Source organism: Agromyces mediolanus, from assembly GCF_014648575.1.
Taxonomy (GTDB): Bacteria; Actinomycetota; Actinomycetes; order Actinomycetales; family Microbacteriaceae; genus Agromyces; species Agromyces mediolanus.
This window is the reverse complement of the sequence record NZ_BMRJ01000009.1, coordinates 29,583-55,497: the sequence shown is the minus strand read 5'-3', so window position 1 is coordinate 55,497 and position 25,915 is coordinate 29,583. Positions and strand designations below refer to the sequence as shown.

General features: G+C 73.3%; 23 protein-coding genes and 1 tRNA gene. 12 read left to right on the top strand and 12 right to left on the bottom strand.

Annotated features, from left to right (window positions below):
* The coding region (locus tag IEY71_RS18220; RefSeq protein WP_189086810.1) for an HNH endonuclease signature motif containing protein at positions 1–622 on the top strand (622 nt) is incomplete at its 5' end.
* A gap of 399 nt (positions 623–1,021) precedes the next feature.
* On the opposite strand, the gene serB is transcribed toward IEY71_RS18220, so the two are convergent.
* Positions 1,022–1,690 carry a phosphoserine phosphatase SerB gene (serB, locus tag IEY71_RS18215; RefSeq protein ID WP_189086809.1) on the bottom strand — a complete coding sequence of 223 codons (669 nt, stop codon included), beginning with the start codon at positions 1,688–1,690 and terminating at the stop codon, positions 1,022–1,024.
* The gene (gene glgC / locus IEY71_RS18210) at positions 1,687–2,934 is read right to left on the bottom strand and encodes a glucose-1-phosphate adenylyltransferase (RefSeq protein WP_189086808.1); all 1,248 of its coding nucleotides are present in this window, start codon (positions 2,932–2,934) and stop codon (positions 1,687–1,689) included. The genes serB and glgC overlap by 4 nt, the downstream gene beginning before the upstream one ends.
* Positions 2,935–3,026: 92 nt before the next feature.
* On the opposite strand from glgC, the gene glgA reads away from it, so the two are divergent.
* From glgA to IEY71_RS18195, 3 genes are all read left to right on the top strand, one after another.
* Positions 3,027–4,214, top strand: coding sequence for a glycogen synthase (gene glgA / locus IEY71_RS18205; RefSeq protein ID WP_189086807.1), 1,188 nt, complete (start codon positions 3,027–3,029; stop codon positions 4,212–4,214).
* 65 nt (positions 4,215–4,279) lie between these two features.
* On the top strand, positions 4,280–5,068 hold the full coding sequence (locus tag IEY71_RS18200; protein WP_189086806.1) for an ABC transporter ATP-binding protein: 789 nt from the start codon (positions 4,280–4,282) through the stop codon (positions 5,066–5,068).
* 143 nt (positions 5,069–5,211) lie between these two features.
* The gene (locus tag IEY71_RS18195; protein ID WP_189086805.1) at positions 5,212–5,466 is read left to right on the top strand and encodes a type B 50S ribosomal protein L31; all 255 of its coding nucleotides are present in this window, start codon (positions 5,212–5,214) and stop codon (positions 5,464–5,466) included.
* Positions 5,467–5,593: 127 nt separating this feature from the next.
* Here IEY71_RS18195 and IEY71_RS18190 read toward each other — a convergent pair whose 3' ends face one another.
* Positions 5,594–6,292 (bottom strand): exonuclease domain-containing protein, encoded by a 699-nt coding sequence (locus tag IEY71_RS18190; protein WP_189086804.1) that lies wholly within the window; start codon positions 6,290–6,292, stop codon positions 5,594–5,596.
* A 60-nt stretch (positions 6,293–6,352) separates the two neighbouring features.
* Here IEY71_RS18190 and IEY71_RS18185 point away from each other — a divergent pair, with 60 nt between their 5' ends.
* Complete coding sequence (locus tag IEY71_RS18185; RefSeq protein WP_189086803.1) at positions 6,353–7,243, top strand: alpha/beta fold hydrolase; 891 nt, start codon at positions 6,353–6,355, stop codon at positions 7,241–7,243.
* Positions 7,240–8,340 carry a glycosyltransferase family 4 protein gene (locus tag IEY71_RS18180; protein WP_189086802.1) on the top strand — a complete coding sequence of 367 codons (1,101 nt, stop codon included), beginning with the start codon at positions 7,240–7,242 and terminating at the stop codon, positions 8,338–8,340. Before IEY71_RS18185 ends, IEY71_RS18180 begins: the two co-directional genes overlap by 4 nt.
* Positions 8,341–8,347: 7 nt before the next feature.
* On the opposite strand, the gene IEY71_RS18175 is transcribed toward IEY71_RS18180, so the two are convergent.
* Both IEY71_RS18175 and IEY71_RS18170 read right to left on the bottom strand, forming a co-directional pair.
* Positions 8,348–8,956 (bottom strand): histidine phosphatase family protein, encoded by a 609-nt coding sequence (locus tag IEY71_RS18175; RefSeq protein ID WP_189086801.1) that lies wholly within the window; start codon positions 8,954–8,956, stop codon positions 8,348–8,350.
* Between the two features lie 30 nt (positions 8,957–8,986).
* On the bottom strand, positions 8,987–9,832 hold the full coding sequence (locus tag IEY71_RS18170; RefSeq protein WP_189086800.1) for a Sir2 family NAD-dependent protein deacetylase: 846 nt from the start codon (positions 9,830–9,832) through the stop codon (positions 8,987–8,989).
* A 103-nt stretch (positions 9,833–9,935) separates the two neighbouring features.
* Between IEY71_RS18170 and IEY71_RS18165 the strand changes: the two genes are divergently transcribed.
* Positions 9,936–10,763, top strand: a complete 828-nt coding sequence (locus IEY71_RS18165) for a TrmH family RNA methyltransferase (protein WP_189086799.1) — start codon at positions 9,936–9,938, stop codon at positions 10,761–10,763.
* An 11-nt stretch (positions 10,764–10,774) separates the two neighbouring features.
* Positions 10,775–12,136, top strand: coding sequence for a D-alanyl-D-alanine carboxypeptidase family protein (locus IEY71_RS18160; RefSeq protein ID WP_189086798.1), 1,362 nt, complete (start codon positions 10,775–10,777; stop codon positions 12,134–12,136).
* Positions 12,137–12,160: 24 nt separating this feature from the next.
* Here the strand turns inward: IEY71_RS18160 and IEY71_RS18155 are convergent, their stop codons facing one another.
* Entirely contained in the window at positions 12,161–13,003 is an 843-nt protein-coding gene (locus IEY71_RS18155) for an SGNH/GDSL hydrolase family protein (protein ID WP_189086797.1), read from the bottom strand.
* A 113-nt stretch (positions 13,004–13,116) separates the two neighbouring features.
* On the opposite strand from IEY71_RS18155, the gene IEY71_RS18150 reads away from it, so the two are divergent.
* Positions 13,117–14,922, top strand: coding sequence for a DEAD/DEAH box helicase (locus IEY71_RS18150; protein ID WP_189086796.1), 1,806 nt, complete (start codon positions 13,117–13,119; stop codon positions 14,920–14,922).
* Between the two features lie 12 nt (positions 14,923–14,934).
* Here IEY71_RS18150 and IEY71_RS18145 read toward each other — a convergent pair whose 3' ends face one another.
* Positions 14,935–16,170, bottom strand: coding sequence for a trans-sulfuration enzyme family protein (locus tag IEY71_RS18145; RefSeq protein ID WP_189086795.1), 1,236 nt, complete (start codon positions 16,168–16,170; stop codon positions 14,935–14,937).
* A gap of 109 nt (positions 16,171–16,279) precedes the next feature.
* On the opposite strand from IEY71_RS18145, the gene IEY71_RS18140 reads away from it, so the two are divergent.
* From IEY71_RS18140 to IEY71_RS18130, 3 genes are all read left to right on the top strand, one after another.
* On the top strand, positions 16,280–16,756 hold the full coding sequence (locus tag IEY71_RS18140; RefSeq protein ID WP_189086794.1) for an Lrp/AsnC family transcriptional regulator: 477 nt from the start codon (positions 16,280–16,282) through the stop codon (positions 16,754–16,756).
* A gap of 207 nt (positions 16,757–16,963) precedes the next feature.
* Positions 16,964–18,052 (top strand): VIT1/CCC1 transporter family protein, encoded by a 1,089-nt coding sequence (locus IEY71_RS18135; protein ID WP_189086793.1) that lies wholly within the window; start codon positions 16,964–16,966, stop codon positions 18,050–18,052.
* Between the two features lie 75 nt (positions 18,053–18,127).
* Positions 18,128–18,874 (top strand): SDR family oxidoreductase, encoded by a 747-nt coding sequence (locus tag IEY71_RS18130; RefSeq protein ID WP_189086792.1) that lies wholly within the window; start codon positions 18,128–18,130, stop codon positions 18,872–18,874.
* A 30-nt stretch (positions 18,875–18,904) separates the two neighbouring features.
* On the opposite strand, the gene IEY71_RS18125 is transcribed toward IEY71_RS18130, so the two are convergent.
* The 5 genes from IEY71_RS18125 to IEY71_RS18105 form a co-directional block, all read right to left on the bottom strand.
* Positions 18,905–19,771, bottom strand: coding sequence for a DUF3097 domain-containing protein (locus IEY71_RS18125; protein WP_189086791.1), 867 nt, complete (start codon positions 19,769–19,771; stop codon positions 18,905–18,907).
* Between the two features lie 77 nt (positions 19,772–19,848).
* Positions 19,849–23,280 (bottom strand): error-prone DNA polymerase, encoded by a 3,432-nt coding sequence (locus IEY71_RS18120; protein WP_189086790.1) that lies wholly within the window; start codon positions 23,278–23,280, stop codon positions 19,849–19,851.
* Positions 23,281–23,293: 13 nt separating this feature from the next.
* Positions 23,294–24,832, bottom strand: coding sequence for a Y-family DNA polymerase (locus IEY71_RS18115; protein ID WP_189086789.1), 1,539 nt, complete (start codon positions 24,830–24,832; stop codon positions 23,294–23,296).
* On the bottom strand, positions 24,829–25,530 hold the full coding sequence (imuA', locus tag IEY71_RS18110; protein WP_189086788.1) for a DnaE2-dependent mutagenesis accessory factor ImuA': 702 nt from the start codon (positions 25,528–25,530) through the stop codon (positions 24,829–24,831). The genes IEY71_RS18115 and imuA' overlap by 4 nt, the downstream gene beginning before the upstream one ends.
* Positions 25,531–25,660: 130 nt before the next feature.
* Positions 25,661–25,745: transfer RNA gene (locus IEY71_RS18105), tRNA-Leu, on the bottom strand.
* Between the last annotated feature and the right edge of the window lie 170 nt (positions 25,746–25,915).

Here is a 25,915-nt window from a genome sequence, read left to right as displayed (position 1 = left end):
CGGAACCCCCACCGCCGTACGCACCGAGATCCTCATCACCATCCCCGCCCTCACCCTCACCCGCACCACCACCAGCGGCACCGGCACCACGGGTACCGACGCTGCGGGTGGGGTGGCGGTCGGGTACACCCCGGCCGAACTCGACGGCCACGGCCCCATCGACGACGACACCGCCCGCCACCTCTTCGCCCACGCCCCCACCTTCCTCCGCCTGATCACCGACCCCATCACCGCCGCCCCACTCACCCTGGACCGCACCCGATACCGCACCACCACCGCCCAACGCCGCTGGCTCACCCACCACTACGGCACCTGCACCAGACCCGGCTGCACCCGCCCCGCCCACCAAAGCGACCTCGACCACCTCACCCCCTGGACCGCAGGCGGCCCAACCAACACCACCAACCTCGCCCCCACCTGCCGCACCGACCACACCCTCAAACACCACACCCGCTTCCAGGTCACCAAAGCACCCAACGGCACCATCACCTGGCACACCCCCACCGGCCACACCGCCACCACCACACCCCAACACCTGCACCCACCCCAGCGCCCACCAAGCACGCCCGAAGCCCCGCCCCACCGCGAGTCAGCGCACTACCCAGAACCCGCACCATTCTGAGCACGGGCCACGCAGCGCTGCCGCTGCGAGCTGCATCACCGCGCGCACTGGACCGCCGTGAGCACTGCACCGCCGTGCGCGCGCTGCGGTACGGCAAGGTCAGACACAGCCACGCCCGGTCCTCGACCACCGCCTCGCGGCCACGCCAAAGTGTGGCGTCAGGCAGGCCTACCGGAGCACAGCGCCGCATCGGGGGAGCGCAGCGACGATCGGTCGGGAATCCGCGCCGCGAAGCTAGGCAGGAACTCGCTGCGAGCACGCAGTACCGGTCGGAGCAGCCCGCACCCGAGAACTGAGCCTCCCGGTCGCCGAGCCAGCTCGGCGCCCCTGCTCTGCCTGCCGGCGGAACCGCCGCAGAGGGCGTCCGTCCGAGCTCCGCGGCGCGGCGACGTCCGACCGCTACCCGGCGTCGGCGAGCCCGGCGAGGGGGAGGAGCTGCGAGAGGTCCGGGCGATCGATGACGACATCGGCGCGACTGCGCACGACCGGCTTCGCGCAGAACGCGACGCCGAGCGCTGCGGTCTCGAGCATGCGCAGGTCGTTCGCGCCATCGCCGGCCGCGATCGTCCGGGCGATCGGGATGCCGCCGGCCGCCGCCCATTCGGCGAGCGCGACCGCCTTCGCCTCCGCATCGATGATCGGACCGAGCACGCGCCCGGTGAACCGCCCGCCGTCGATCTCCAGCCGATTCGCCCGGCAGTGGTCGAGGCCGAGCTGTTCGGCGAGCGGATCGAGGAGCTCATGGAAGCCCCCGGAGACGACGCCGATTCGCCCGCCCGCCGCATGCACGCCCGCGATGAGGCGGTCGAGACCCGGCGTCGGGGTCATCCGCTCCCGCACGCGGGGGAGGATCGAGGCATCCAGTCCGGCGAGCGTCGCCACCCGCTCGCGCAGGCTCTCCGCGAAGTCGAGCTCGCCGCGCATCGCGCGCTCGGTGACGGCCGCGACGTGCGCGAGTGTTCCGGCCTCCTCGGCGAGCAGCTCGATCGCCTCCTCACGGATGAGGGTCGAGTCCGCGTCGAGCACGACGAGCGGGCCGCGCGAGGCGGCCGGGGCTGCGGCGCTCACGCGCGAGCCCGGATGCGCGAGCCCTTGCCCACGACGGTGATGCCGCTCTCGGTCACGATGAAGCCGCGCGCGAGATCCTGCTGCCGGTCGATGCCCACCTGGGCGCCCTCCTCGACGACGACCTCCTTGTCGAGGATGGCCCGGCGCACCGTGGCACCGCCCTCGATGCGGGCGCGGTCGAAGAGGATCGAGTCGGCCACGTGGGCGCCGGAGCCCACCATCGCCCACGGCCCGATGACACTGCGTTCGAGGTGCGCGCCGGAGATGACCGAACCGAGCGAGACGATCGAGTCGATGACGGTGCCGAGGGCGCCGCGGGCGTCCCTCGTGAACTTCGCCGGAGGCGAGTTGAGCTGCTGGCTGAAGATCGGCCACTCCCGGTTGTAGAGGTTGAACACGGGCAGCACCGAGATGAGGTCCTGGTGCGCCTCGAAGTACGAGTCGATGGTTCCGACGTCGCGCCAGTAGTAGCGGTCGCGGTCGGTGGCGCCGGGCACGTCGTTGCGCTGCAGGTCGTAGACGCCGGCGCGCCCTTCCTCGACGAACGCCGGGATGATGTCGCCGCCCATGTCGTGCCCGGAGTCGGCGCGGTCCCCGTCCCGCTTCACCGCGTCGATGAGCGCGTCGGCGTCGAACACGTAGTTGCCCATCGAGGCGAGCACCGATCCGGGCGCGTCGGGGAGGCCGACCGGGTGGGTCGGCTTCTCGAGGAAGCGCGAGATGCGGTCGGGCTGATCGGCGTCGACCTCGATGACGCCGAACTGGTCGGCGAGCGAGATCGGCTGGCGGATGGCGGCGACCGTGGCGGCGGCGCCGGACTCGACGTGGGCGTCGACCATCTGCGCGAAGTCCATGCGGTACACGTGATCGGCACCCACCACGACGATGAGATCGGGCCGCTCGTCGTGGATCAAGTTCAGGCTCTGCAGGATGGCGTCCGCGGATCCGGAGAACCAGCGCTTGCCGAGCCGCTGCTGCGCGGGCACCGAGGCGACGTACGAGTTCAGCAGCCCGCTCAGACGCCAGGTCTGCGAGACGTGGCGGTCGAGGCTGTGCGACTTGTACTGCGTGAGCACGACGATCTGGCGCAGCCCAGAGTTCAGCAGGTTGGAGAGCGCGAAGTCGATGAGCCGGTACTGCCCGCCGAAGGGCACGGCCGGCTTCGCACGGTCCTCGGTCAGGGGCATCAATCGCTTGCCCTCGCCGCCGGCGAGGACGATCGCGAAGACCTTGCGCGCAACCATGGTCCCCAGCGTAACGAGCGGCGGCCGGATTCGTCCCCTCCGAGTCGATCCGAGTCCAGCGAGGCCGCACCGCGCTGCGCTAGCGTGGCGGCATGCTGGTCGATCTGCTCACCAGGGAGTACCCGCCGGAGGTCTACGGAGGCGCCGGCGTGCACGTCGCCGAACTCGTCCGGGCGCTCCGTCGCGACCTCGAGGTCCGCGTCCGCTGCTTCGGCGCTCCGAGAGCGGAACCCGGCACCTTCGCGTACGCGCCGCCGGCCGAGTTCGACGGCCGCAACGCCGCGCTCGGCACGATGGGCGTCGACCTGCTCATGGCCGGCGACGTCTCCGGCGCCGAGCTCGTGCACTCGCACACCTGGTACGCGAACTTCGCCGGCTTCACCGCGAAGCGGCTGCACGGCATCCCGCACGTCGTCACCGCGCACAGCCTCGAGCCGCTGCGGCCGTGGAAGGCCGAGCAGCTCGGCGGGGGATACGCCCTGTCGTCGTGGGCGGAGCGCACCGCCTTCGAGGACGCCGACGCCGTGATCGCGGTGAGCGAGGGGATGCGTCGAGACATCCTCCGCGCGTACCCGGCGATCGACCCGGCCCGCGTCGAGGTCGTCTACAACGGCATCGACCTCGTGGACTGGGCGCCGAACGACGACGACGCGCTCGTGCGTGCGCTGGGCGTCGATCCCGACCGCCCCTCGGTCGTGTTCGTCGGGCGGATCACCAGGCAGAAGGGGCTGCCGTACCTGCTCCGCGCCGCGCGCCGGCTGCCCGCCGACGCCCAGCTCGTGCTCTGCGCGGGCGCGCCGGACACCCCGGAGATCATGGCCGAGGTCACGGCGCTCGTCGAGGAGCTCCGTCGCGAGCGCGACGGCGTGGTCTGGATCGACCGGCACCTGCCGCGGAGCGAACTGACGGCGCTGCTCACCGCGGCCACCGCGTTCGTCTGCCCCTCGATCTACGAGCCGCTCGGCATCGTCAACCTCGAGGCCATGGCGTGCGGGGCGGCTGTCGTCGGCACGGCCACCGGCGGCATCCCGGAGGTCGTCGAGGACGGGGTCACCGGTGTGCTCGTGCCGATCGAACAGGCCGATGACGGCACTGGCACGCCCCTCGATCCCGAGCGCTACGTCGCCGATCTCGCCGCCGCGCTGGAGCGGGTGCTCGCCGATCCTGACGGCGCCCGTCGGTTCGGCGCGGCCGGCCGTGTGCGGGCCGAGGCGCACTTCGGCTGGGCCGCCATCGCCGAGCGCACCCGCGAGGTGTACCGTGCGGCGCTCGCGCGCTGACGGGCCCGGCTCACGGGTTCGGGCGTGGGCCATCGAGGCCCCCGGCTGCCGATAGCATGGATCGCATGGCGAGCACGGTTCTGAAGTTCAGCGATGTGTCGGTGGTCCGCGATGGGAACACCATCCTCGACGGGATCGACTGGACGGTCAGGGCCGACGAGCGCTGGGTGGTGCTCGGCCCGAACGGCGCCGGCAAGACCACGCTGCTGCAGATCGCCGCGGCCGCGATGCACCCGACTTCGGGCGAAGCCGAGGTGCTGCTGGAGTCGCTCGGCAAGGTCGACGTCTTCGAGCTCCGCCCGATGATCGGCTTCGCCTCGTCCGCGATGGCCCGCAAGCTGCCGAAGTCCGAGACCGTGCTCGACGTCGTCCTCACCGCCGCCTATTCGGTCGCGGGCCGCTGGAACGAGGAGTACGAGGAGATCGACCTCCGTCGCGCGCAGCGCGTGCTCTCCGAGTGGGGCCTCGAGCGCTTCGCCGATCGCCGCTTCGGCAGCCTCTCCGACGGCGAGCAGAAGCGCGTGCAGATCGCCCGCGCCGTGATGACCGACCCCGAGCTGCTGCTGCTCGACGAGCCGGCCGCGAGCCTCGACCTCGGCGCCCGCGAGGAGCTCGTCGGACTCCTCGGCGGCTACGCGTCGTCGACGGCCTCGCCCGCCATCGTCATGGTCACCCACCACGTCGAGGAGATCCCGCAGGGCTTCACGCACGCCCTCCTGCTCAAGCAGGGCGAGGTCGTCGCGTCGGGCCCGTTCGCCGAGGCGCTCACCGCCGACACGCTGAGCGAGACCTTCGGCCTGCCGATCGAGCTGAGCGAGAACGACGGCCGCTTCGCCGCGCGGGCGACCGCCTGAGGGCGGCATCGCGCTGCGTCTGCTAAACTCGTGAGCTGGCCCGAGGGCCACCGAGCTTCCCTGCCGCCGTACTGCGCCAACCGAGCAGTCGGCCACGGCGGCGGAATCCCCATCCATCTCGATTACTGATCAAGGAAGTCTTCATGAAGACCGACATCCACCCCGAGTACAACGCCATCGTCTTCCGCGACCTGGCGTCGGGCGCCACGTTCCTCACGCGTTCGACCGCGACGAGCGACAAGACGATCGAGCTCGACGGTGCCACCTACCCGGTCATCGACGTCGAGATCTCGAGCGAGTCGCACCCGTTCTACACGGGCAAGCAGCGCATCATGGACTCGGCCGGCCGCGTCGAGAAGTTCAACCAGCGCTTCAAGGGCTTCGGCGGCTCCAACTAAGACCACCGCGACACGGGCGGGCGACCTTCGGGTCGCCCGCCCGTTCGTCGTTCTCGGACGGATGGCCGGGCGCGACGCCGCGCAGCGGCCGGGTTCCCGCGGCGGCCGGGCTACCGCAGCGGACGGGCTACCGCAGCGGCCAGGCGCCCACGGCGACGAACTCGGGCTCGCCGTTGCGCCGCCGCCAGTCCTGATAGCTCTCGGCCTGCAGGCGCGCCCAGTCGACCTGCCGTTCGTGCAGCTCGGCCGCGGCCAGCACCGCCACCTCGGGGTACCTGCGGGCGATCGCCTGCGCCACCCGGCCCGCCGCCGCGGCGTCGGCACCGGCGTCATGGGCATCGACGAGTTCGACCCCGTAGTGCGCCGCCGCAGCCGTCAGCGTGCGCTTGCCGCGCCGGTAGCGGTCGACCGCCTTGTCGATGACGAGCGGATCGACGACGGGCCCGGGGCCCGGCAGGGGAGCGACCCCGTAGCGCTCGGCCTCGCGCGACAGCACGGAGAGGTCGTACGCGGCGTTGTACGCGACGATCGGCAGCCCGCGCGCCGCGGCGTCGGCGAGGGCCGCGACGATCTCGGCGACGACGCGCGCCGCCGGCAGCCCCTCGGCCCGGGCGCGCTCCGTCGAGACACCGTGGATGAGGCTCGCGGCGGTGGGGATCTCCACCCCGGGGTCGGCCAGCCAGCTGCGCTGCTCGACGACCCGCCCGTCGCGGTCGAGCACGCCGACGTAGGCGGTGACGATACGACAGGTGTCGATGTCGATGCCCGTGGTCTCGAGGTCGAAGACGGCGAGGGTGTCGGCCCAGTCGGCGGTGGCATCGATCATGCCGTCACCCTACGTGCGGCCTCCGACAGCTCCGGGCTGCCGCGCCGTAGACTGGAATGGATGACCGCCTCGCCCTACGCCGCCCAGCTCGAGCGCATCCCCGTGCGCGAACACCGCACCACCGTGCTCGGCTCGACGACCGCCTGGTGGGAGTACGGCGAGCCGGGCGCGCCCGTGATCGTGCTCGTGCACGGCTTCCGCGGCGACCACCACGGGCTCGAGCCGATCGTGGCGAACCTCCCGGGCTTCCGCATCGTCTCGCCCGACCTTCCGGGCTTCGGCGAGTCCGCCCCGCTCGACGGCCCCCACGACATCGCCGGCTACGCCGCGTGGCTCGACGCCTTCGTCGCCTCGCTGGAGCTCGGCGGCGCCTACACACTGCTCGGGCATTCGTTCGGCTCGATCGTGGCGTCGGCAGCGGTCGCCGGCGGGCTCCGTCCCGAGCGCCTCGTGCTGGTGAACCCGATCGGGGCGCCCGCGCTCGAGGGCCCCCGGGGCATCATGACGCGGCTCGCCGTCGCCTACTACCGCGCCGCCGCGGCACTCCCGGAGCGGGCGGGCTTCGCGGTGCTGAAGAGCCGGGCGATCGTGCGCGTGATGAGCGTGACGATGGCGAAGACCCGGTCGCGGGAGCTGCGCCGCTTCATCCACGACCAGCACGACCGCTACTTCTCGGCGTTCAGCGATCGTGACAGCCTGCTCGAGGCGTTCCGGGCCTCGGTGAGCCACGACGTGCGCGAGTTCGCCCCGCGGATCGACGTGCCCGTGCTGCTCGTCGCCGCCGAGCGCGACGACATCACGCCGCTCTCGGCGCAGCACGTGCTCGTCGGACGCTTCCCGGACGCGCGCCTCGAGGTCATCCCCGAGGTCGGACACCTCATCCACTACGAGGCGCCGGGCGACGCCGCGCGCCGCATCCTCGGGTTCGTGCCGCACGGAGCGGCCGCGTGAGGATCGTCTTCGACTGCAGGTACACCCGCATCGGGCAGCACGACGGCATCAGCCGGTTCACCGCCGGCCTCGTCGGCGAGCTCGGCAAGCGCCATCCCGTCACGATGCTGATCAACGACCACCGCCAGCTCGAGCTGCTGCCCGAGCTGCCCTGGCAGCTCGTGAGCGGGCCCACGAGCCCGCTCGAGCCGTTCGTCGCCCTGCAGGTGAAGCGGCTGAAGCCCGATATCGTCTTCTCGCCGATGCAGACGATGGGCTCGCTCGGCCGCGACTACCGGCTGCTGCTCACCCTGCACGACCTGATCTACTACGAGAACCGGACCCCGCCGCGCAACCTGCCGTGGCCGGTGCGGCTGCTCTGGCGGCTCTACCACCTGGCGTGGTGGCCGCAGCGGGTGCTCCTGAACCGCGCCGACCGCGTCGTCACGGTCTCCGAGACCACGGCGGGGCTCATCGCCGAGCACCGGCTCACGAAGCGCGAGGTCACCGTCGTGCCGAACGCCTCGGACGAGCTCGGCCGGCCCGAGCTGCCGCGGCAGCGCCCGACTCGCGGCCGGCTCGTCTACATGGGCTCGTTCATGCCGTACAAGGGCGTCGACACGCTCGTGCGGGCGGCGGCGAAGCTGCCGGACCACGAGCTGCACCTGATGAGTCGGATCGGCGACGAGGAGCGCCGCCGGCTCACCCGGCTCGCCCCGGACGCGCGGATCGTGTTCCACGACGGCGCGAGCGACGAGGAGTACGCCGAGCTGCTCTCGAACGCGACCGCGCTCGTGCACGCCTCGCGCGCGGAGGGCTTCGGCATCCCGCTCGTCGAGGCGATGCGCCTCGGCACGCCGATCGTCGTCAGCGACATCCCGATCTTCCGGGAGATCGGCGGCGACGCCGCCCTCTACTTCGACCCGAACGATCCCGACGACCTCGTCCGCGCGGTGCGCGACCTCGAAGCCGGGGACCAGTGGACGCGGCGATCCGAGCTGGCCGTGGAGCGCGCGGCGGGCTACACCTGGGCGGCGTCCGCGGAACGGCTGCTCAAGCTCATGCAGCGCACGGTCGCCGAACAGGGCGGCCGGCGCACGCGACGACGACGCGCCTGAGCGCGCGTCAGTCGCCGGTGCCGGTCAGCCGCTCCGGTTCGACGAGCTCGAGCGTCCCGTCGACGACGCGCACGAGATGCACTGAACCGTTGTCGATGCGGTAGCCGGGGGCGGGCAGCGTCCAATCGCTGAGGTGCAGGATCAGCGAGTGGATGACCCCGCCGTGCGCGACTGCGAGCACGCGTCCGCCCGGGTGCCGCTCGGCGAGCGCGAGGAGCGCCGCCGAGCTGCGTTCGATGACGGCGGATCGGGGCTCCAGCCCCTCGATCGTCGCTGCGGATGCCTCGAGCGCGGCCCGGCCCTCTGGGTCGAGGCCCTCGAGCGCGCCGTGCCGCCGTTCGACGAGCTCGGGAACGTGCACGGGCTCCGCGAGGCCGAGCCCGGCCGCCATGATCGACGCCGTCTCGGCCGCACGCGAGAGCGGGCTCGCGTAGATCGCGTCCCACGACTCGTCGCGGAGCGCCTCGGCCGTCGCGGCCGCCTGCTGCCGGCCGGTGTCGTTCAGCGGGATGTCGGTGAGCCCCTGGATGCGCCGCTCACGGTTCCAGTCGGTCTCGCCGTGCCGGACGAGCGCGATCGTGACGGGCTGGAGCGGCATCCTGCTGAGCCCGGTCATCCGACCATGCTCGCAGACGCACCTGCGTGTTCACGACGCGAGGGCATCGGCGATCGCGGTCAGGGTCTCGGTGGTGCCGGCGTCGATCTTCACCGCGGCCCGGCCGTCGCCCTTCGTCTCGCCGCGGTTCACGACGACGATCGGCAGGCGCCGCCGCCGGGCGAGCTCGATGAGGCGGATGCCGGAGTTCACGACGAGCGAGCTGCCGGCGACGAGGAGCGAGTCGGCCGCCTCGACCACGCCGGCCGCGGATCGGAAGGTCTCGACCGGCACGAACTCGCCGAAGAAGACCACGTCGGGCTTCAGCATGCCCCCGCAGACGGAGCACTCGGGGATGCGCATGCCCGCGACGTCGTCGACCTCGACGTCGCCGTCCGGGTTCGTGCGCATGGCCCGTTCGAGCTCGGGCTCGAGCCCCGGGTTCAGCGCGGTGAGCCGCTCGGCGATCGCCTCGCGCGCGAAGAGCTGACCGCAGGCGAGGCAGATGACGCGGTCCATGCCGCCGTGCAGCTCCACGACGCGGCGGCTGCCCGCGCGGCGGTGCAGCCCGTCGACGTTCTGCGTGACGACGCCGCTCGCCACCCCGGACGCCTCGAGCCGCGCGAGCGCGCGGTGGCCGTCGTTCGGCTGCGCGGAGCCGAAGGAGCGCCAGCCGAGGTGGCTGCCCGCCCAGTAGCGCTTGCGCGCCGGCTCGGAGCCGACGAAGGTCTGGAACGTCATCGGGGAGCGCCGCGGGGCCCCCTCGCCGCGGTAGTCGGGGATGCCCGAGTCCGTGCTCACGCCGGCCCCGGTGAGGACGGCGACGGTGCCGGCGCCGAGCACGTCGATCGCGCGGTCCAGGCCCGCCACGGCGGGCTCTGCAGTGCTGGTGCTCACACGGCTCCAATCGACGGCGTTCACGGGACGAGTACCACGATGGTAAACACCGCGCTTTTCGAGTTTGTTTCCTGGGATGGCAGGCTTGGGGCCGGGAGGACCATTGCACGTCGAACGAGTGCGCGACGCGGCATCCGACGCCGTCGCCGATTATGCCGATCTCACGGACGTCGCGCTGCGCAGCGCGACCGAGCCGGAGCGCGGCATCTACCTGGCCGAGTCCGCCAAGGTCATCGCCCGCGCGCTCGCGGCCGGGCACCGGCCGCGCTCCGTGCTGATGGAGGAGAAGTGGCTCGCGGGGCTCGAGCCGCTGCTCGCCGCCTACGACGTGCCGGTGCACCTCGCCGACGCGGCCCAGCTCGAGCAGATCACGGGCTACCGCGTGCACCGCGGCGCCCTCGCCGCGTTCGAGCGGCCCGAGCTCCCCGCCCCGGCCGAACTGCTCCGCGACGCCCGGCGCGTCGTGGTGCTCGAGGACATCGTCGATCACACCAACGTCGGGGCGATCTTCCGCTCCGTCGCCGGCCTCGGTGCGGACGCGGTGCTCGTGAGCCCCCGCTGCGCCGACCCGCTCTACCGCCGGAGCGTCCGGGTCAGCATGGGCACCGTGTTCCAGGTGCCGTGGACGCGGCTGCCGGACTGGGACGAGGCCGCCCCGCTCCTCCACGAGCACGGCTTCGAGGTCGCCGCGCTCGCCCTCGCCGACGACGCCGTCTCGCTGCGCACGCTCGCGAAGGACCCGCCGGAACGGCTCGCGCTCGTCTTCGGGGCGGAGGGCGACGGCCTCAGCCGACGGGCGCTGTCCGCCGCCGACCGCATCGTGACGATCCCGATGCTGCACGAGGTCGACTCGCTGAACGTCGCCGCGGCCGCCGCGGTGGTCCTGTACGCGCTGACCGACCTCCAGCCCGAGCACGGGTCAGGCGGCTAGGCTCGCAGTCGATGACGACCGAAGCCCCCGGCCGCGAGGCCGAGCACGACGCCGCGCGCCCGCGCCGCGCCGGCACCGAGCCAGCCGAGTCCGCCAGCGATCCCGCCGCGGCCGCGCGGCAGGCCAGGGCGCAGGTGTACCGTCGCCGCCGGATCGTCGTGTTCGGCGCGCTCGCGATCGTCCTCGCCCTGCTCGTCTCGGGCGGCGTCTACGTCGGGCGGGCGCTCGGCGCGCCGATCCCCGCGGCCGCGGCGGTCGTCACCGCGCCGCAACCGGTCGCCCAGGCGGCGCAGCCGCTCGCATTGCCCGGCTTCGGCGGGTACGCGGTCGGCGCGGTCGGCTTCGACGGGCTCCTCGTCGGCGGCTCGGCGGATGCGCCGCTGCCGACGGCGAGCATCACCAAGATCATCACCGCGCTCGTCGTGCTCGACGCCAACCCCGTCGCCGCGGGGGAGAGTGGACCGGAGCTCGCCTACACGGAGGCCGACGTCGAGCTGTACTGGGACATGATCGCCCAGAACGGCTCCGTCGCCCCCGTGGAGCCCGGCATCTCGCTGAGCCTCGTGCAGAGCCTCGAGGCGATGCTGCTGCCGTCCGGCAACAACTACGCCATCTCCATCTCGAACTGGGCGTTCGGCTCGCAGGAGGCCTTCCTCGAGCGCGCCAGGACCTGGCTCGCCGACCACGGCTTCCAGCACACCGTGATCGCCGACTCCAGCGGCCTCTCCCTCGACAACACGAGCACGCCGGCCGAGCTCGTCCGGCTCGGCGAGCTCGCGCTCGAGAACCCCGTCGTCGCCTCGATCGTCGCGACCCAGCAGGTGGAGCTGCCGGAGCTCGGCGCGATCGAGAACTCGAACAAGCTGCTGGGCACGCACGGCGTCGACGGCATCAAGACCGGCACCACCGACGACGCGGCGAACCTGCTGTTCTCCGCCGACGTCCCGGTCGGCGACGAGTCGGTCACGATCGTCGGCGTCCTGCTCGACGCCCCCGACCACGCGAGCCTGCGCGAGGCGGTCGCGGCGCTCCTGGACAGCGTCGCGCCCGGCTTCCGCGAGGTCACCGTCTTCGACGAGGGCGCGGACCTCGCGAGCTACGCCACCCCGTGGGGCCAGACCGCGCACGCCGAGGCGAGCGAAGCCGCCCGGCTCGTCGTCTGGAGCGACACCCCGGTCGAGGTCGCCGTCGACGCGGCCTCGGTCACGACCGCCGCCGACGGCAGCGACGTCGGCACCGCGACCGTGACCGCCGGATCCCGCTCGATCGTGGTGCCGCTGCGGCTGGACGCCCCGCTCGAGGACCCGGGCGCCTGGTGGCGGCTCGGCAACCCCGGCGCCCTCGACGCCCCGGCGAGCGCCGGGCGCGGCTGAGCGCCCGCGCGGTCGTCCGCCCGGTCAGCCGCGCTCGGTTCCGCCCGGCACGGCGTACGGACCGGCATCCGGCCGCTTGGCGGTGACGAAGTCGCCCGAGGACTGGTGGCGGATGCGCCGTACCACCCAGGGCACGAGGTACTCCCGTGCCCAGGCGAGGTCGCCCACCCGCGCCTCGCGCCAGCTGCGGGCCGGGAGCGGCTCGGGCGTCGAGGGCTCGAGGTCGTTGTCGACGTTGAGCGTCGCGAGCACCATGCGGGCGACCGTGTGGTGTCCGAGCGGGTTCAGGTGCAGCCGGTCGGGCGCCCACATGCGCTGGTCCTGGATCTCGGTGAGCGCCCACTGATCGGCGACGAGCAGGTCGTGCTTCGCCGCGATCGCGCGGAGGTTCTCGTTGTAGATCGCGACCTTGCCGCGGATGCCGCGGAACACGGGGGAGAAGCCGACGTCGACGCCGGTGAACAGCACGATCGTGGCCCGGTCGCGGGAGAGCCGCTCGACGGCGTACTCGAAGCGGGCGGAGATCTCGTCCGGATCGGTGCCCGGACGGATGACGTCGTTGCCGCCGGCCGAGATCGTGATCAGGTCGGGGCGGAGCGCGAGCGCGGGCTCGATCTGCTCGTCGATGATCTGCTGGATGAGCCGGCCGCGGATGGCGAGGTTCGCGTAGGCGAAGTCGTCGTCGCCCTGCGCGAGCACTTCCGCGACACGGTCCGCCCAGCCGCGGTGCCCGCCCGGCACGGTCGGCTCCGGGTCGCCGATGCCCTCGGTGAAGGAGTCGCCCAGGGCGACGTAGCGCGACCACGGGTGGCGCGGCTCGAGGGGCGCCGCCTCGGCGGATTCATTGGACGTTGCTCCGACTGGCATTCCTCCATTCTGCACACGTCGCCGGAGCGCGCGGCTCGCTTCGACGGCGCGCCACGCCCGGTCGGCGATCCGGCTTCGCCAGGGTCGGATGGCTCGGGTAACCTCGTATCCTCATGAGCTCAGTGATTCCGAACGGCGCCCACCCGGGCACCTCGGCCGCCGAGCACCTCTCGCCGTCCTATCCCGAGCGCGCCGCCTGGGGCACCGCGTCCAAGCTCCGCGCCTGGCAGGCCGAAGCCCTCGAGCACTACCTCGGGGAGCTGCCCCGCGACTTCCTCGCGGCGGCCACGCCCGGCGCCGGCAAGACGACCTTCGCGCTCCGGCTCGCGGCCGAGCTGCGCGCGCGGCGCATCATCGATCGCATCACCGTCGTGGCGCCCACCGACCACCTGAAGCGGCAGTGGGCCGACGCCGCCGACCGCGTCGGCATCCGCCTCGACCCCGGCTTCCGCAACGCCCACGGCCGCTCCGCGCGGCACTTCCACGGCGTCGCCGTGACGTACGCGCAGGTCGCGATGCGGCCCGCCCTGCACCGCGAGCTCACGCTCTCGGGTCGCAGTCTCATCATCCTCGACGAGGTGCACCACGGCGGCGACACCCTGTCCTGGGGCGACGCCATCCGCGAGGCCTTCGAGCCCGCCACGAAGCGGCTCTCGCTCACCGGCACGCCCTTCCGCAGCGACACCGCGCCCATCCCGTTCGTCGAGTACGCCCCGGACGCGAAGGGCGTGCGCGTCTCCCGCACCGACTACGCCTACGGCTACGACCGGGCCCTCGCCGACGGCGTCGTCCGCCCCGTCATCTTCATGGTCTACGCCGGCCACATGCGCTGGCGCACGAAGGCCGGCGACGAGATGGAGGCCCGGCTCGGCGAGGACAACACGAAGGACATCACCTCCGCCGCCTGGCGCACCGCCCTCGAGCCGAGCGGGGAGTGGATCCCCGCCGTGCTGAACGCCGCCGACCGGCGCTTGAGCGAGGTGCGCCAATCGATCCCCGACGCCGGCGGACTCGTGCTCGCGACCGATCAGACCGTCGCCCGCGCGTACGCGCAGCAGCTCGAGCAGATCTGCGGCGAACGGGTCACCGTCGTGCTCTCCGACGACAAAGAGGCCTCGGCCAACATCGAGGCGTTCTCGGCGTCGACGAGCCGATGGATGGTCGCGGTGCGCATGGTGTCGGAGGGGGTCGACGTGCCGCGGCTCGCCGTCGGCGTGTACGCGACGAGCTCCTCGACGCCGCTGTTCTTCGCGCAGGCCATCGGCCGCTTCGTGCGCGCCCGGCGCCGCGGCGAGACGGCGTCCGTCTTCCTGCCGAATGTGCCGGTGCTGATGGCGCTCGCGAGCGAGCTGGAGCGGCAGCGCGACCATGCGCTCGACCGGCGCGACGGCGACGGGGGAGACGACCCCGGCCTGGAGGACGGCCTGCTCGAGGCGGCGAACCGCGAGGAGAAGGCGTCCGACGAGCTCTCCGCCGAGTTCACCTGGCAGGCGATCGCGTCCGACGCCACCTTCGACCGCGTCGTGTACGACGGCACCGAGTTCGGCACGCTCGCCGAGCCCGGCAGCGACGAGGAGTTCGACTTCATCGGCATCCCGGGCCTCCTCGAGCCCGAGCAGGTGTCCGAGCTGCTCCGCCATCGCCAGGCCCGGCAGGCGCGCCGCGCCGGCGAGCGCCGCAAGCACACCGTCGCCGACGCGGAACATGCCGAGCCCGTCGCCCTCTACCGCACCCTCAAGGAGCAGCGTGCGCTGCTGAACAGCCTCGTCGGACTCTGGGCACGGCAGACCGGCGAGCCGCACTCGCAGGTGCACTCCGAACTGCGGCGCATCTGCGGCGGCCCCGCGGTCGCGCAGGCGACGGTGACCCAGCTCCAGGCGCGCATCGAGTTCGTGCGCAAGCGGCTCGGCGCCCGCTGACGCAGCCGGCGCTCAGTCCGCGGCGGCCGCCGCGAACGTGCGCCGGTCCGAGGCCATCGGGGCCGCCGTGAGCGCGGCGACGTCGAGCGCCCGCAGCAGATCGTCGGCGAGGTCGTCGACGTGCTCGAGCCCGATCGAGAGCCGGACGACGCCCGCCGCGGGCTTCGCCTCGCCCGCGACCGGCCGATGGGTGAGCGACGCCGGATGCTGCACGAGCGAGTCCACCCCGCCGAGCGAGACGGCGTGCGTGACGAGCTCGCACGCCTCCACGAAGCGCTGCGCCGCCTCGAAGCCGCCGTCGAGATCGAGCGCGATGATCGAACCGGGTCCCGCCTGCTGGCGGCCGACGAGCCCCAGCGGGTCCTGGCCGGGCAGACCCGCATAGTGCACGCTCGAGACGGCGGGGTGCGCGGCGAGGCGCTGCGCGAGCTCGCCCGCGGTCGCCTGCTGCGCGCGCACCCGCACCGGCAGGGTGCGGAGTCCGCGGTGCAGGAGGTACGCCGCGAACGGATGCAGCAGACCGCCGGTGAGCGCGCGAACCTGCCGCAGACGTTCGACCCACTCGCGATCGCCCGCGACGACGCCGCCCATGACGTCGCCGTGCCCGCCCAGGTACTTCGTGGCGCTGTGCAGCACGAGCGCGGCGCCGTGCTCGATGGGGCGCTGCAGCACGGGCGTCGCGAAGGTGTTGTCGACGAGGAGCGGGACGGTGCCCGCCGCGCGCGCGAGCGCGGCGAGGTCGACGAGCTCGAGCGTCGGATTGGCCGGCGACTCGACGACGACGAGCCCGGTGTCGGCTCGGACCGCGTCGGCCACTTCATCGACGGTCGCCCAACTCACCTCGGTGCCGAGCAGCCCGGTGTCGAGCACGTGGTCGGTGCCGCCGTAGAGGGGGCGCACCGCCACGATGTGCGGACGCCCGGCGCTCGCCGTCGCGATGAGCAGGGCCGAGAGCGCCGCCATCCCGCTCGCGAAGGCGACCGCGCCGTCGGCCCCCTCGAGCTCCGCGAGGGCCGACTCGAAGCGGGCGACGCCCGGTTGCCAGAGCCGCTGATAGACCGCCGAGCGGTCGTCGCCGAGATCCTGGCCTCCGGCGAGCTCCTCGTAGGAGCGCCCGCCGAGCTCGACCGAGGGCAGCGGATTCGTCGTGGAGAGGTCGATGGGAGGAACATGGGAACCGAGTTCGCGAACGCCGTCCATCCCGGCGTGCACGGCGCGCGTCTCGAAGCGCGAGGTCGAAGTCTGCATTCCGCCAATGAAGCAGGATCTGCAGAGATCATCAAGATCTGTCGCAGCTTCCCGCGTACTGGTAGCATTTGTCGCAGATTCATCGAGGTACTTCCTGAAGGAGCGTGCGATGGCGCAGAAAGCCGAACTCGATCGCGTCGACCGGGCGTTGATCGCCGCCCTCTCGTCGAACGCCCGCGCCTCCGGCGCAGCCCTGGCCGCCGAGGTCGGGGTCGCGGAGTCCACGGTCTCGCTCCGCCTCCGCCGCCTGCAGAGCCTCGGCATCATCCGCAGCTTCCGCGTCGACGTCGACCTCGCCGCCCTCGGGGTCTCCCTGCAGGCGCTCATCGCCGTGCGCCTCGTGAAGCACGACCGCAGCGAGATCGATGCCTTCCGGCAGGCCGTGCCGCACCTGCCCGGCGTGCTCGCCGTCTTCCACATGGCGGGTGCCGAGGACTACCTGCTGCACGTCGCCGCGCGCGACGCCGAGGAGCTGCGGGAGTTCGTGCTCGCCCACCTCACCGGGCACCCCGCCGTCGCCCACACCGAGACGAACCTCATCTTCGAGTACGCCGCCGGCGACGGCTGGCAGCACCTCGTCGGCTGAGTCGCGCCGGTGGCGGCCGCCCGCCGCCACCGCCGCCCCAGGATGCTTCGGCGGACCGAAGGACGTTCGGGAATCCGAAATGCTGCGAATCCCGCCGTTTCAGGCCGTTTCGACCGGCCGCGCCGGTAGCTTGGCTGAGGCCGCGAGCGCGGCCCACGCGATGGCGCGGGCCGACGTCGTCGACGCGCGCCCGTGAGAAGGAGCAGCATGAGCACGCCGCAGGGCACCGCCGCAGATCGAGCCAGGTGGCGCCGCTACCTCGCCGACGAGCGCGCCGAAGCCGCCGTCTATCGCGAGCTGGCCGCCCGTCGTGAGGGGGAGGAGCGCGAGATCCTGCTCGCCCTCGCCGCGGCCGAGGGCCGTCACGAGGCGCACTGGCTGGGGCTGCTCGGCGGAGACGAGCGCGGTGTCCCGCGTGCGGACATCCGCACTCGCCTGCTCGGCGGGCTCGCCCGCCGCTTCGGCTCGATCTTCGTCCTCGCGCTCGCCCAGCGGGCGGAGGCCCGCTCGCCCTATGCGAGCGATCCCGACGCGACCGCGGCGATGGCCGCCGACGAGCGGATCCACGGGGAAGTCGTCCGAGGTCTGGCCGCGCGCGGTCGGCGGCGTCTCGCCGGGACCTTCCGCGCCGCCGTGTTCGGTGCCAACGACGGACTGGTCTCCAACCTCGCCCTCGTGCTCGGCATCGGCGCGACGGGCGTCCCGGCCCCCGTCGTGCTGTTCACCGGCATCGCCGGGCTCCTCGCCGGCGCGCTCTCGATGGGCGCGGGCGAGTACGTGTCCGTGCGATCGCAGCGCGAGCTGCTCGAGGCGTCCGCGCCCGACCCGACCGCCCGCGAGGCGCTGCCCGACCTCGACATCGACGCCAACGAGCTGGCGCTCGTCTACCGCGCCCGCGGGATGGATCCGGCGGAGGCCGCCGAGCACGCCGCCCTCGTCGTCGCGAGAGTGCACGCCGTCGAGCAGCAGCCGACCCCGACCGATGCCCTGGGCGTCGCCGAGCACGACGACGAGGCGGTGGGCACCGGGCTCGCCGCGGCGCTCTCGAGCTTCTGCTTCTTCGCCTCCGGCGCGCTCATCCCGGTGCTGCCGTACCTCTTCGGCATGACCGGGCTGCCCGCGGTGCTCCTCGCGACCGTGCTCGTCGGCATCGCGCTGCTCGCGACGGGCGCGACCGTCGGCCTGCTGTCCGGGGCCTCGCCGCTGAAGCGGGCACTGCGTCAGCTCGCGATCGGCCTCGGCGCCGCCGCCGTGACCTACGTGCTCGGCCTCGCCTTCGGCACCACGATCGGCTAGCGTGGCGACTCGTGCCGCCGGACGGGCGGCATGAGTCAGTCGAGCCGTGCGCCGCAGGCGCCGGGGAGGAGCCGCATGCCCGTCGCACTCGTCACCGGAGCCGGCCGCCGAAACGGGATCGCGCACGCGATCGCCGTCGCCCTCGCCGCCGACGGCTGGGACGTGGCCGTCACGAGCTCGGCCGAACGCGACCGGGAGCTGCCCTACGGCGGCGACCCCGATCGCGACCCGGCGTTGCTCGAGGCCGAGCTCGCCGCGCACGGTGTCCGCAGCCTGCGGCTCGACGCCGATCTCGCCGACCCCGCCGCGCCGGCACGGCTCCTCGCCGAGGTGGGCGCGGAGCTCGGCCCCGTCTCCGCGCTCGTGCTGTCGCACGCGTACAGCGTCGACTCCGGCCTGCTCGACACCACCCCCGAGAGCTTCGATCGGCACTTCGCGGTGAACACCCGGGCCGCCTGGCTGCTGATCCGCGCCTTCGCGGAGCAGGTCCCGGCCGGCGGCGGCAGCGTCGTCGCGCTCACGAGCGACCACACCGTCGGCAACCTGCCCTACGGGGCGAGCAAGGGCGCGCTCGACCGCATCGTCGTCGCCGCGGCCCGCGAGCTCGGCGGCCTCGGCATCCGATCGAACCTCGTGAACCCGGGCCCGGTCGACACCGGCTGGATGGACGAGGCGACCCGCACCGCCCTCGTCGCGGAGCAGCCGAGCGGGCGGCTCGGCACCCCGGAGGACGCCGCGCGCCTCGTCCGCTTCCTCGTCGCCGAGGAGGGGCGCTGGGTGACCGGTCAGCTGATCCACAGCGACGGCGGCTTCTCGGTCTGAGCCGGTACCGGGCGCCCGGGCGGGGACCGACTACGGCGCGGTCACGAAGTCGATCAGCTCCTCGACGCGCCCGAGCAGAGCGGGCTCGAGATCGCCGTAACCGCGCACCCGGCCGAGGATGTGCTGCCAGGCCCGGGCGATGTCGGCCTGCTCGGCGTGCGGCCAGCCGAAGGCCGCGCAGATGCCGTGCTTCCACTCGGTGCCGCGGGGGATGACCGGCCACGCCTCGACCCCGAGCCGCTGCGGCTTCACCGCCTGCCAGATGTCGATGTACGGGTGCCCGACGACGAGCACGTGCGCGCCGTGCGGCCCGCGGGCCACGGAATCCGCGATGCGCTGCTCCTTGGACCCCGGCACGAGGTGATCGACGAGCACGCCGACCTTGCGCTTCGGGCCGGGCCGGAAGTCGGCGAGCGTGTCGGCGAGCACGTCGACGCCCTCGAGATACTCCACGACGACGCCCTCGACGCGGAGGTCCGCGCCCCAGATCTTCTCCACGAGCTCGGCGTCGTGCCGTCCCTCGACGAAGATGCGGCTCGGCAGCGCCACCTTCGCGGGCGCCGCCTCGGCGACGAAGGAGCCCGAAGCGGTGCGCAGCCGACCGGCCGGCGCCTTCGGCTTGGGTGCGACGAGCCGCACGGCGCGCCCGTCGAGGAGGAAGCCGTGGCCGAGCGGGAACAGCCGGCGCCCGCCGAAGCGGTCCTCGAGCACGACATTGCCTTGCTCGATGCCGAGGATCGCACCGCAGAAGCCCGAGTCCGCGAGCTCCACGACGAGGTCCCGCTCGGCCGCGACCTCGGGGATCGTCGGGCGCCCCCTGGCCTTCCAGTCTCCGGCGAGCACATCGCTGCCGTAGCGGTCGTGGGGGTCGTGATCGAAGGGCGGGGTGGCGGGCACCGGTCGAGGCTAACCGACCCGCTCGGCCCTCGGGCGGAGACACGGCGATCGCGCGGGGAGTGGAGGGCCGGCCGGGCTCAGCGGAAGTCCCGCGAGCGATGCGGCGCCTGCACGGTGAGCCGCTCGAAGCGGTCGACCACGAGGTTCGTCACGCCCTCCGGCGAGCGCTCCAGGATGCCTCGGACGACCATCGCCGGCGCCTCCCGCGCGATCCGCCGGTACCGGTTCCAGACGCCGACCCCGGCGATCACGTTGAGGGTGCCCGACTCGTCCTCCAGGTTCAGGAAGGTGATGCCCGAAGCGGTCGCCGGGCGCTGCCGATGAGTGACGACCCCGCCGACCTCGACGCGCCGCCCCGATTCCACCGCCTGCAGGCGGTCGATCCGCACCGCGCCGCGCGCGTCGAGCTCCTCCCGCGCGTGCCGGATCGGATGGTCGTCGGGGGAGATGCCCGTCGCCCAGAGGTCGTACACCACCTGCTCGGCCTCGCTGAGGATGGGCAGCAGCGGCGGCTGCACCACCACGACCGAGCCCGGCAGGAACTCCGCCCGGTCCTGCGCGGCCTCGCCCGCGAGCCACAGCGCCTCGCGCGGGGCCAGCCCGAACGTCTCGAAGGCGCCGGCGGCGGCGAGCGCCTCGAGCTGCTCGGTGTCGAGTCCGGCCCGGCGCGCCGTGTCGGCCATGTCGCGGTAGGGGCCGCCCGACTCGCGCTCGGCCACGATGCGCTCGGCCACCGCCGTGCCGATCGAGGCGACGTCGGCGAGCCCGAGGCGCACGGCGAAGGCGCCGTCGCGGCGGTGCTCGGCCGAACGGTCGGGCGCCGTCCGGTCGAAGGCGCCGACCTCTGGCTGCTCCGCGTCGAGGCATCCGTCCGAGCCGCTCGGCGGCCGCCCGGGATCGCCGAGCGGACCGCGGACGTCGACCCGGTCGAGCGGCTCGAGCCCCGCGTGCACCGCGGAGCGGAGGATGTCGGGCCGGAGCATGCGCACCCCGTGCCGCCGGGCGTCGGCGGTCAGGGTGTGCGGCGAGTAGAAGCCCATCGGCTGCGCCCGCAGCAGCGCGGCGAGGAACGCCGCCGGATAGTGCAGCTTCAGCCACGAGCTCACGTAGACGAGCAGCGCGAACGCCAGGGCGTGGCTCTCGGCGAAGCCGAAGTTCGCGAAGGCCTCGATCTTGCCGTAGATCGCGTCGGCGTCCGCCTGGGAGAGCCCGTTGCGGGCCATCCCCGCGTAGAGCTTCTCCTGCAGCTCCGAGATCTTCTGCACCCCCCGCTTCGAGCCCATCGCCCGGCGCAGGAGGTCGGCGTCGGCCGCGGTGCAGTCGCCCACGGCGACGGCCATCTGCATGAGCTGCTCCTGGAACAGCGGCACCCCGAGGGTGCGCTTCAGCACCGGCTCGAGCTTCGGGTGCAGGTAGCTGACCGGTTCCTCGCCCGTGCGCCGTCGGATGTACGGGTGCACCGCGCCGCCCTGCACGGGGCCCGGCCGGATCAGCGCGATCTCGACCACGAGGTCGTAGAAGCAGCGCGGCTTCAGCCGGGGGAGCGTGCCCATCTGCGCCCGGCTCTCGACCTGGAACACGCCGATGGAGTCCGCGCGGCAGAGCATGTCGTACACGGCCGGCTCCTCCTTCGGGATGGAGTGCAGCTCCCAGTGCTCGCCGGTGCGGGCCTCGATCAGGTCGAAGGCGTACTGCAGCGCGGCGAGCATGCCGAGGCCGAGCAGGTCGAACTTCACGAGACCCATCCAGGCGCAGTCGTCCTTGTCCCATTGCAGCACCGTGCGCCCCGGCATGCGGGCGTGCTCGATCGGGCAAACCTCGCCGACCGGGCGGTCGGTGAGCACCATGCCGCCGGAGTGGATGCCGAGATGCCTCGGGAAGGTGAGCAGCTGCTCGGCGAGCTCGACCACGGGACCCGGGATGTCGTGGTCGTCGGTCTCGACGACGGCGCCCCAGCGCTCCACCTGCCGCGACCAGGCGTCCTGCTGACCGGTGCCGTAACCGAGCGCCTTCGCCATGTCGCGCACGGCCGCCTTCGGCCGGTAGCTGATCACGTTCGCGACCTGGGCCGCGTTCTGCCGGCCGTACTTCGCGTACACGTACTGGATGATCTCCTCGCGCCGGTCGGAGTCGAAGTCGACGTCGATGTCGGGCTCCTCGTCGCGCAGGGCGGAGAGGAAGCGCTCGAAGGGCAGGTCGAACTTGATCGAGTCCACCGCGGTGATCCGCAGCGCGTAGCAGACGGCCGAGTTCGCGGCGGAGCCGCGACCCTGGCAGAGGATGCCTCGCCGGCGCGCCTCGGCGACGAGATCGTGCACGATCAGGAAGTAGCCGGGGAAGTCCTTCTGCTCGATGACCGCGAGCTCGTGGTCGAGACGCCGCTGCACATGCTCGGGCACGCCGGGGTAGAGCTCCTCGGCGCCCTGCCGGACGAGCTCGCGCAGCCAGCTCATCGGGGTGTGCCCCGCCGGCACCTCCTGCCTCGGCAGCCGGGGCCGGGCGCTGCGGAGCGTGAAGCCGAGCTCCTCGGCGAGCACGACGGAGCGCTCGACCGCCCCCGGATACCGGGCGAAGCGCGCGAGCATCTCGGCGCCGCTGCGCAGGTGCTGCTCGTTCGAGGCCGGCAGCCAGCCGTCGAGCTCGTCGAGGCTGCGCCTGGCCCGCACCGCCGACAGGGCGTTCGCGAGGCGGTGCTCGCCCGGCGTCGCGTAGTGCACGGCGTTCGTGGCGAGCAGCGGCACCCCGGCACTCGCCGCGATCGTCGCGAGCCGGTCGTTCGCGCGCTGGTCGCCGGGATGTCCGTGGTCGAAGAGCTCCACCACCACCTGCTCCCGGCCGAACAGGCCGATCAGCCGGTCGAGCTCGCGCCGGGCCCCCTCGTCGCCCTCGGCCGCGAGGGCTCGGCGCACCGCGCTCTTGCGGCATCCCGTGGGTACGACCCACTCGCCCCCGGCCTGCTCGGCGAGCCGCTCGAGCTCGTAGACGGGGCGTCCCTTCTCGCCCCCGGCGAGCTGCGCCGCCGTGATCGCCGCCGCGAGCCGGTGGTAGCCGGCCTCGCCCCGGGCGAGGACGAGCAGATGCTCGCCCTCGGGGTCGGCGGCGCCCAGCTGCGGGGCGGAGAGACCGAGGGAGAGCTCGGCGCCGTAGACCGTGCGCAGCTCGGGGAAGCTCTCGGCCGCCTCGGCGAAGCGGACGATGCCGTAGAAGCCGTCGTGGTCGGTGATCGCGAGGCCGGAGAGCCCGAGCCGCCTGGCCTCCTCCACGAGCTGCTCGGGCTGGGAGGCGCCGTCGAGGAAGCTGTAGTTGGAATGCACGTGCAGCTCCGCGTAGGGCACGAGCGGCCCGCTCGGGGCGACGAGCCCCTCGCTCGGCCGGTACGGGGCGCGCTTGCGGCTGAAGGCCGGGCCGTCGCCACCGTCGGCGATGAGCTTCGACGGCGTCGGCCGGCGGCGGTCGGACAGCTTGCGCTCGAGCTCGGACCACGGGATCTCCGGATTGTTCCAGCCCATCAGCCGCGCCCCATCAGTCGTACCTCGCCTCGGCCCACCAGCCCTCGGCGTCGCGGAGCAGCAGCCAGGCGCAGCCGTCGTGGTCGACCAGCTGGAAGCGGTGCACCCGTCGTGCGCGCTCCGGATCCCACCAGCGTTCCACGACGGGCCACGGGCCGGCCCAGGCGCGCACCTCGGCGAGCTGCCGCCCGGCGAGGGCGAAGCCCACCGGCGGCGAGCCGATGGCCCCGCGCTCGTCGATCGTGACGGAGTCGCCGGCCGCATCGCGGACGAGCACCGGCACCGCTTCGTCGAAGACGCTCGCCGGCGCCCGCGCGGGCAGGGTGCCCGGCCACGGCCCGGGTCGGACCGCCGGGGCGCGGTCGCCCCAGGGCACGAGCACCTGCCGGTCGACGAGGAGCCGCCCGCCGCCGACGGCCGGAGTGGCGACGCCCTCGTGCCCGAGGAGCCCCTGCACGCGGGTCAGGGCGTGGTGTACCCGTTCGTCGGGCCCGCCGCCCCAGAGCCCGGGCTCGTGGTCTCCGGTCGAGTCGAGCCGTTCGGGGACGATGCGCACCCGGGTCACCGCCGCGGCGAGCCCGGCCTCGGCGCTGCCCGCGCCCTGCAGCTGCCAGCGCACCCGGTCGAGCACCTCCGAGGCGGTGAACCAGCGCGGGTGCAACCAGCTGCGCCCGGAGTGACCGCCGCGGTCGTCCTCCAGCTCGACCCGGAGCGCGGTGCAGACGAGCCGCGACTCGCGGATGCGGTCGATGAACCGTTCGGCCGAGACCCGGAACGCGAAGGCGAGCTGATCGATCCGGTCGATCGGCGGCTCGAAACGCTGCTCCACCTCGAACTCCGGCGGGGGCGTGCGGGCCGCCACCTCGGACTGCTCGCGTCCGGCGGCCCGTTCGTGCGCGAACGCCCCGGCCGGACCGAAACGACGACGCACGTCGGCGGCCGGCAGTGCCGCGAGCTCCCCGAGCGTGCGCACCCCGAGCCGCAGGAGCAGCGTGCGGGTGCGCTGATCGACGACGAGCGAGACGGGCAGCGGTGCCAGGAACTCGGCTGAGCCGCCCTCGGGGACGACGCCGACGGGGGAGCGCAGCGCGGTGCGGGCCGCCTGCTCGGCGGCGAATGGGCCGTCGGCGATGCCGATCTTCGCCCCGGGCACCCCGAGGGCGTCGACGGTGTCGAGCAGGGCGCTCGCCGCCTGCGCCTCGCCCCCGTAGTAGCGGACCGGGCCGCGGGCCCGCATCGCGAGCGTGCCGGGGCGCACCAGCTGCACGGCGGGCACCGCCTGCTCCACCCCGCGCACCACGGGCTCGAAGGCGCGATGGTCGAGCACGGGGTCGTAGGGGAGCACGAGGAGGTCGGGGGAGCGGTACTGCGCCTCCCGCAGGCGGAGGCCCCTGGCGACCCCGTCGCGGCGGGCCGCGGCCGAGCAGGAGTGCACGGCGCCGCCCTCGATGAGCGCGATCGGCCGTGCCGGGTCGATCCCGGCCTCGCGCGCCGCGGCGAGGACCGGCCAATCGGGGCACCAGAGCACGATGGTGCGGGTGTGCCGGATCATCCCGCCCGCCGTTCTGCGCCGAGCCGGCGGACCTCGGCCAGCGGCTGCACCGCAGCGAAGCCCCTCGCCTCCGCTGCGAGCCGCAGCCGCGCCCGTCGCCCGCTCGCGAAGCCGCCGCGACCGGAGGCGCGCACGAGCAGCTCGTGGTCGGCGAGCAGGCCGTGCCCGCGCTCGAGCCCGCTCCAGCCGCTCGACTCGACGCCGAGGCTCGCGTCGCTGCCGGGCCAGCCGCCGGCCACGAGGAGGGCGGCGCCGCGTTCGCGGAGCCTGGCCGCGAGCCTGGACGCCTCGGCCGGCTGCACCCGCCCGCCGGGGCGGACGGCGACGAGCGGGATGGCCTCGGCGAGCGTCGCGACGACGGTGAACCAGTGCCGGCCCGGCCGGGGCACGAGCGCGAGCCGATCGAGGTCGAGCCCGAAGCGCTCGGCCGCCTCGATCCCGAACTCGGGGATGCCGACGACCGCGCACCAGCGCCCGGCGGCGCTCGCCTCGGCGAGCAGGGCCATCAGCAGCGAGCCGGAACCGTGGACCTCGGTGACCGTTCCTTCGCGCAGCGCCCCGCCGGGGAGGAGTTCCGAGAACGCCGGATGCGTGGGCAGCGAGCGCCCCTCGAGCTTCGTCGCCTGCATGCCGTGGATGCGGCTCTGCAGCTCGGCGACCCGCTCGAGGCGGGTGCGCTGGGGAAGGGTCGAGGTCACCCATCAAGTTTCGAACAGAGATTCGAAAACGGCAAGTCCGTGATCGAACAGGTATTCGACTCTCCGCATGGGGATCGAACCCGGAAAACGCGAAAGGGCCGGATCTTTCGATCCGGCCCTTTCGACCACGTGCGCGAGGGGGGACTTGAACCCCCACGCCCTATACGGGCACTAGCACCTCAAGCTAGCGCGTCTGCCAATTCCGCCACCCGCGCGTGGTTTCCCGCTGATCACTCAGCGGGCCGTAGAAGACATTAGCACGGTTTCGGAGGGCCGTTTGACCACCACGGGCAGCCGCGGCATCCGCCCCTCCGAAAGCGCAGATCACACTGCTGAAACTCGTTCTCCGACCGCGCAGCGCCGGGGCGATCGGGGGAGTGGGGGA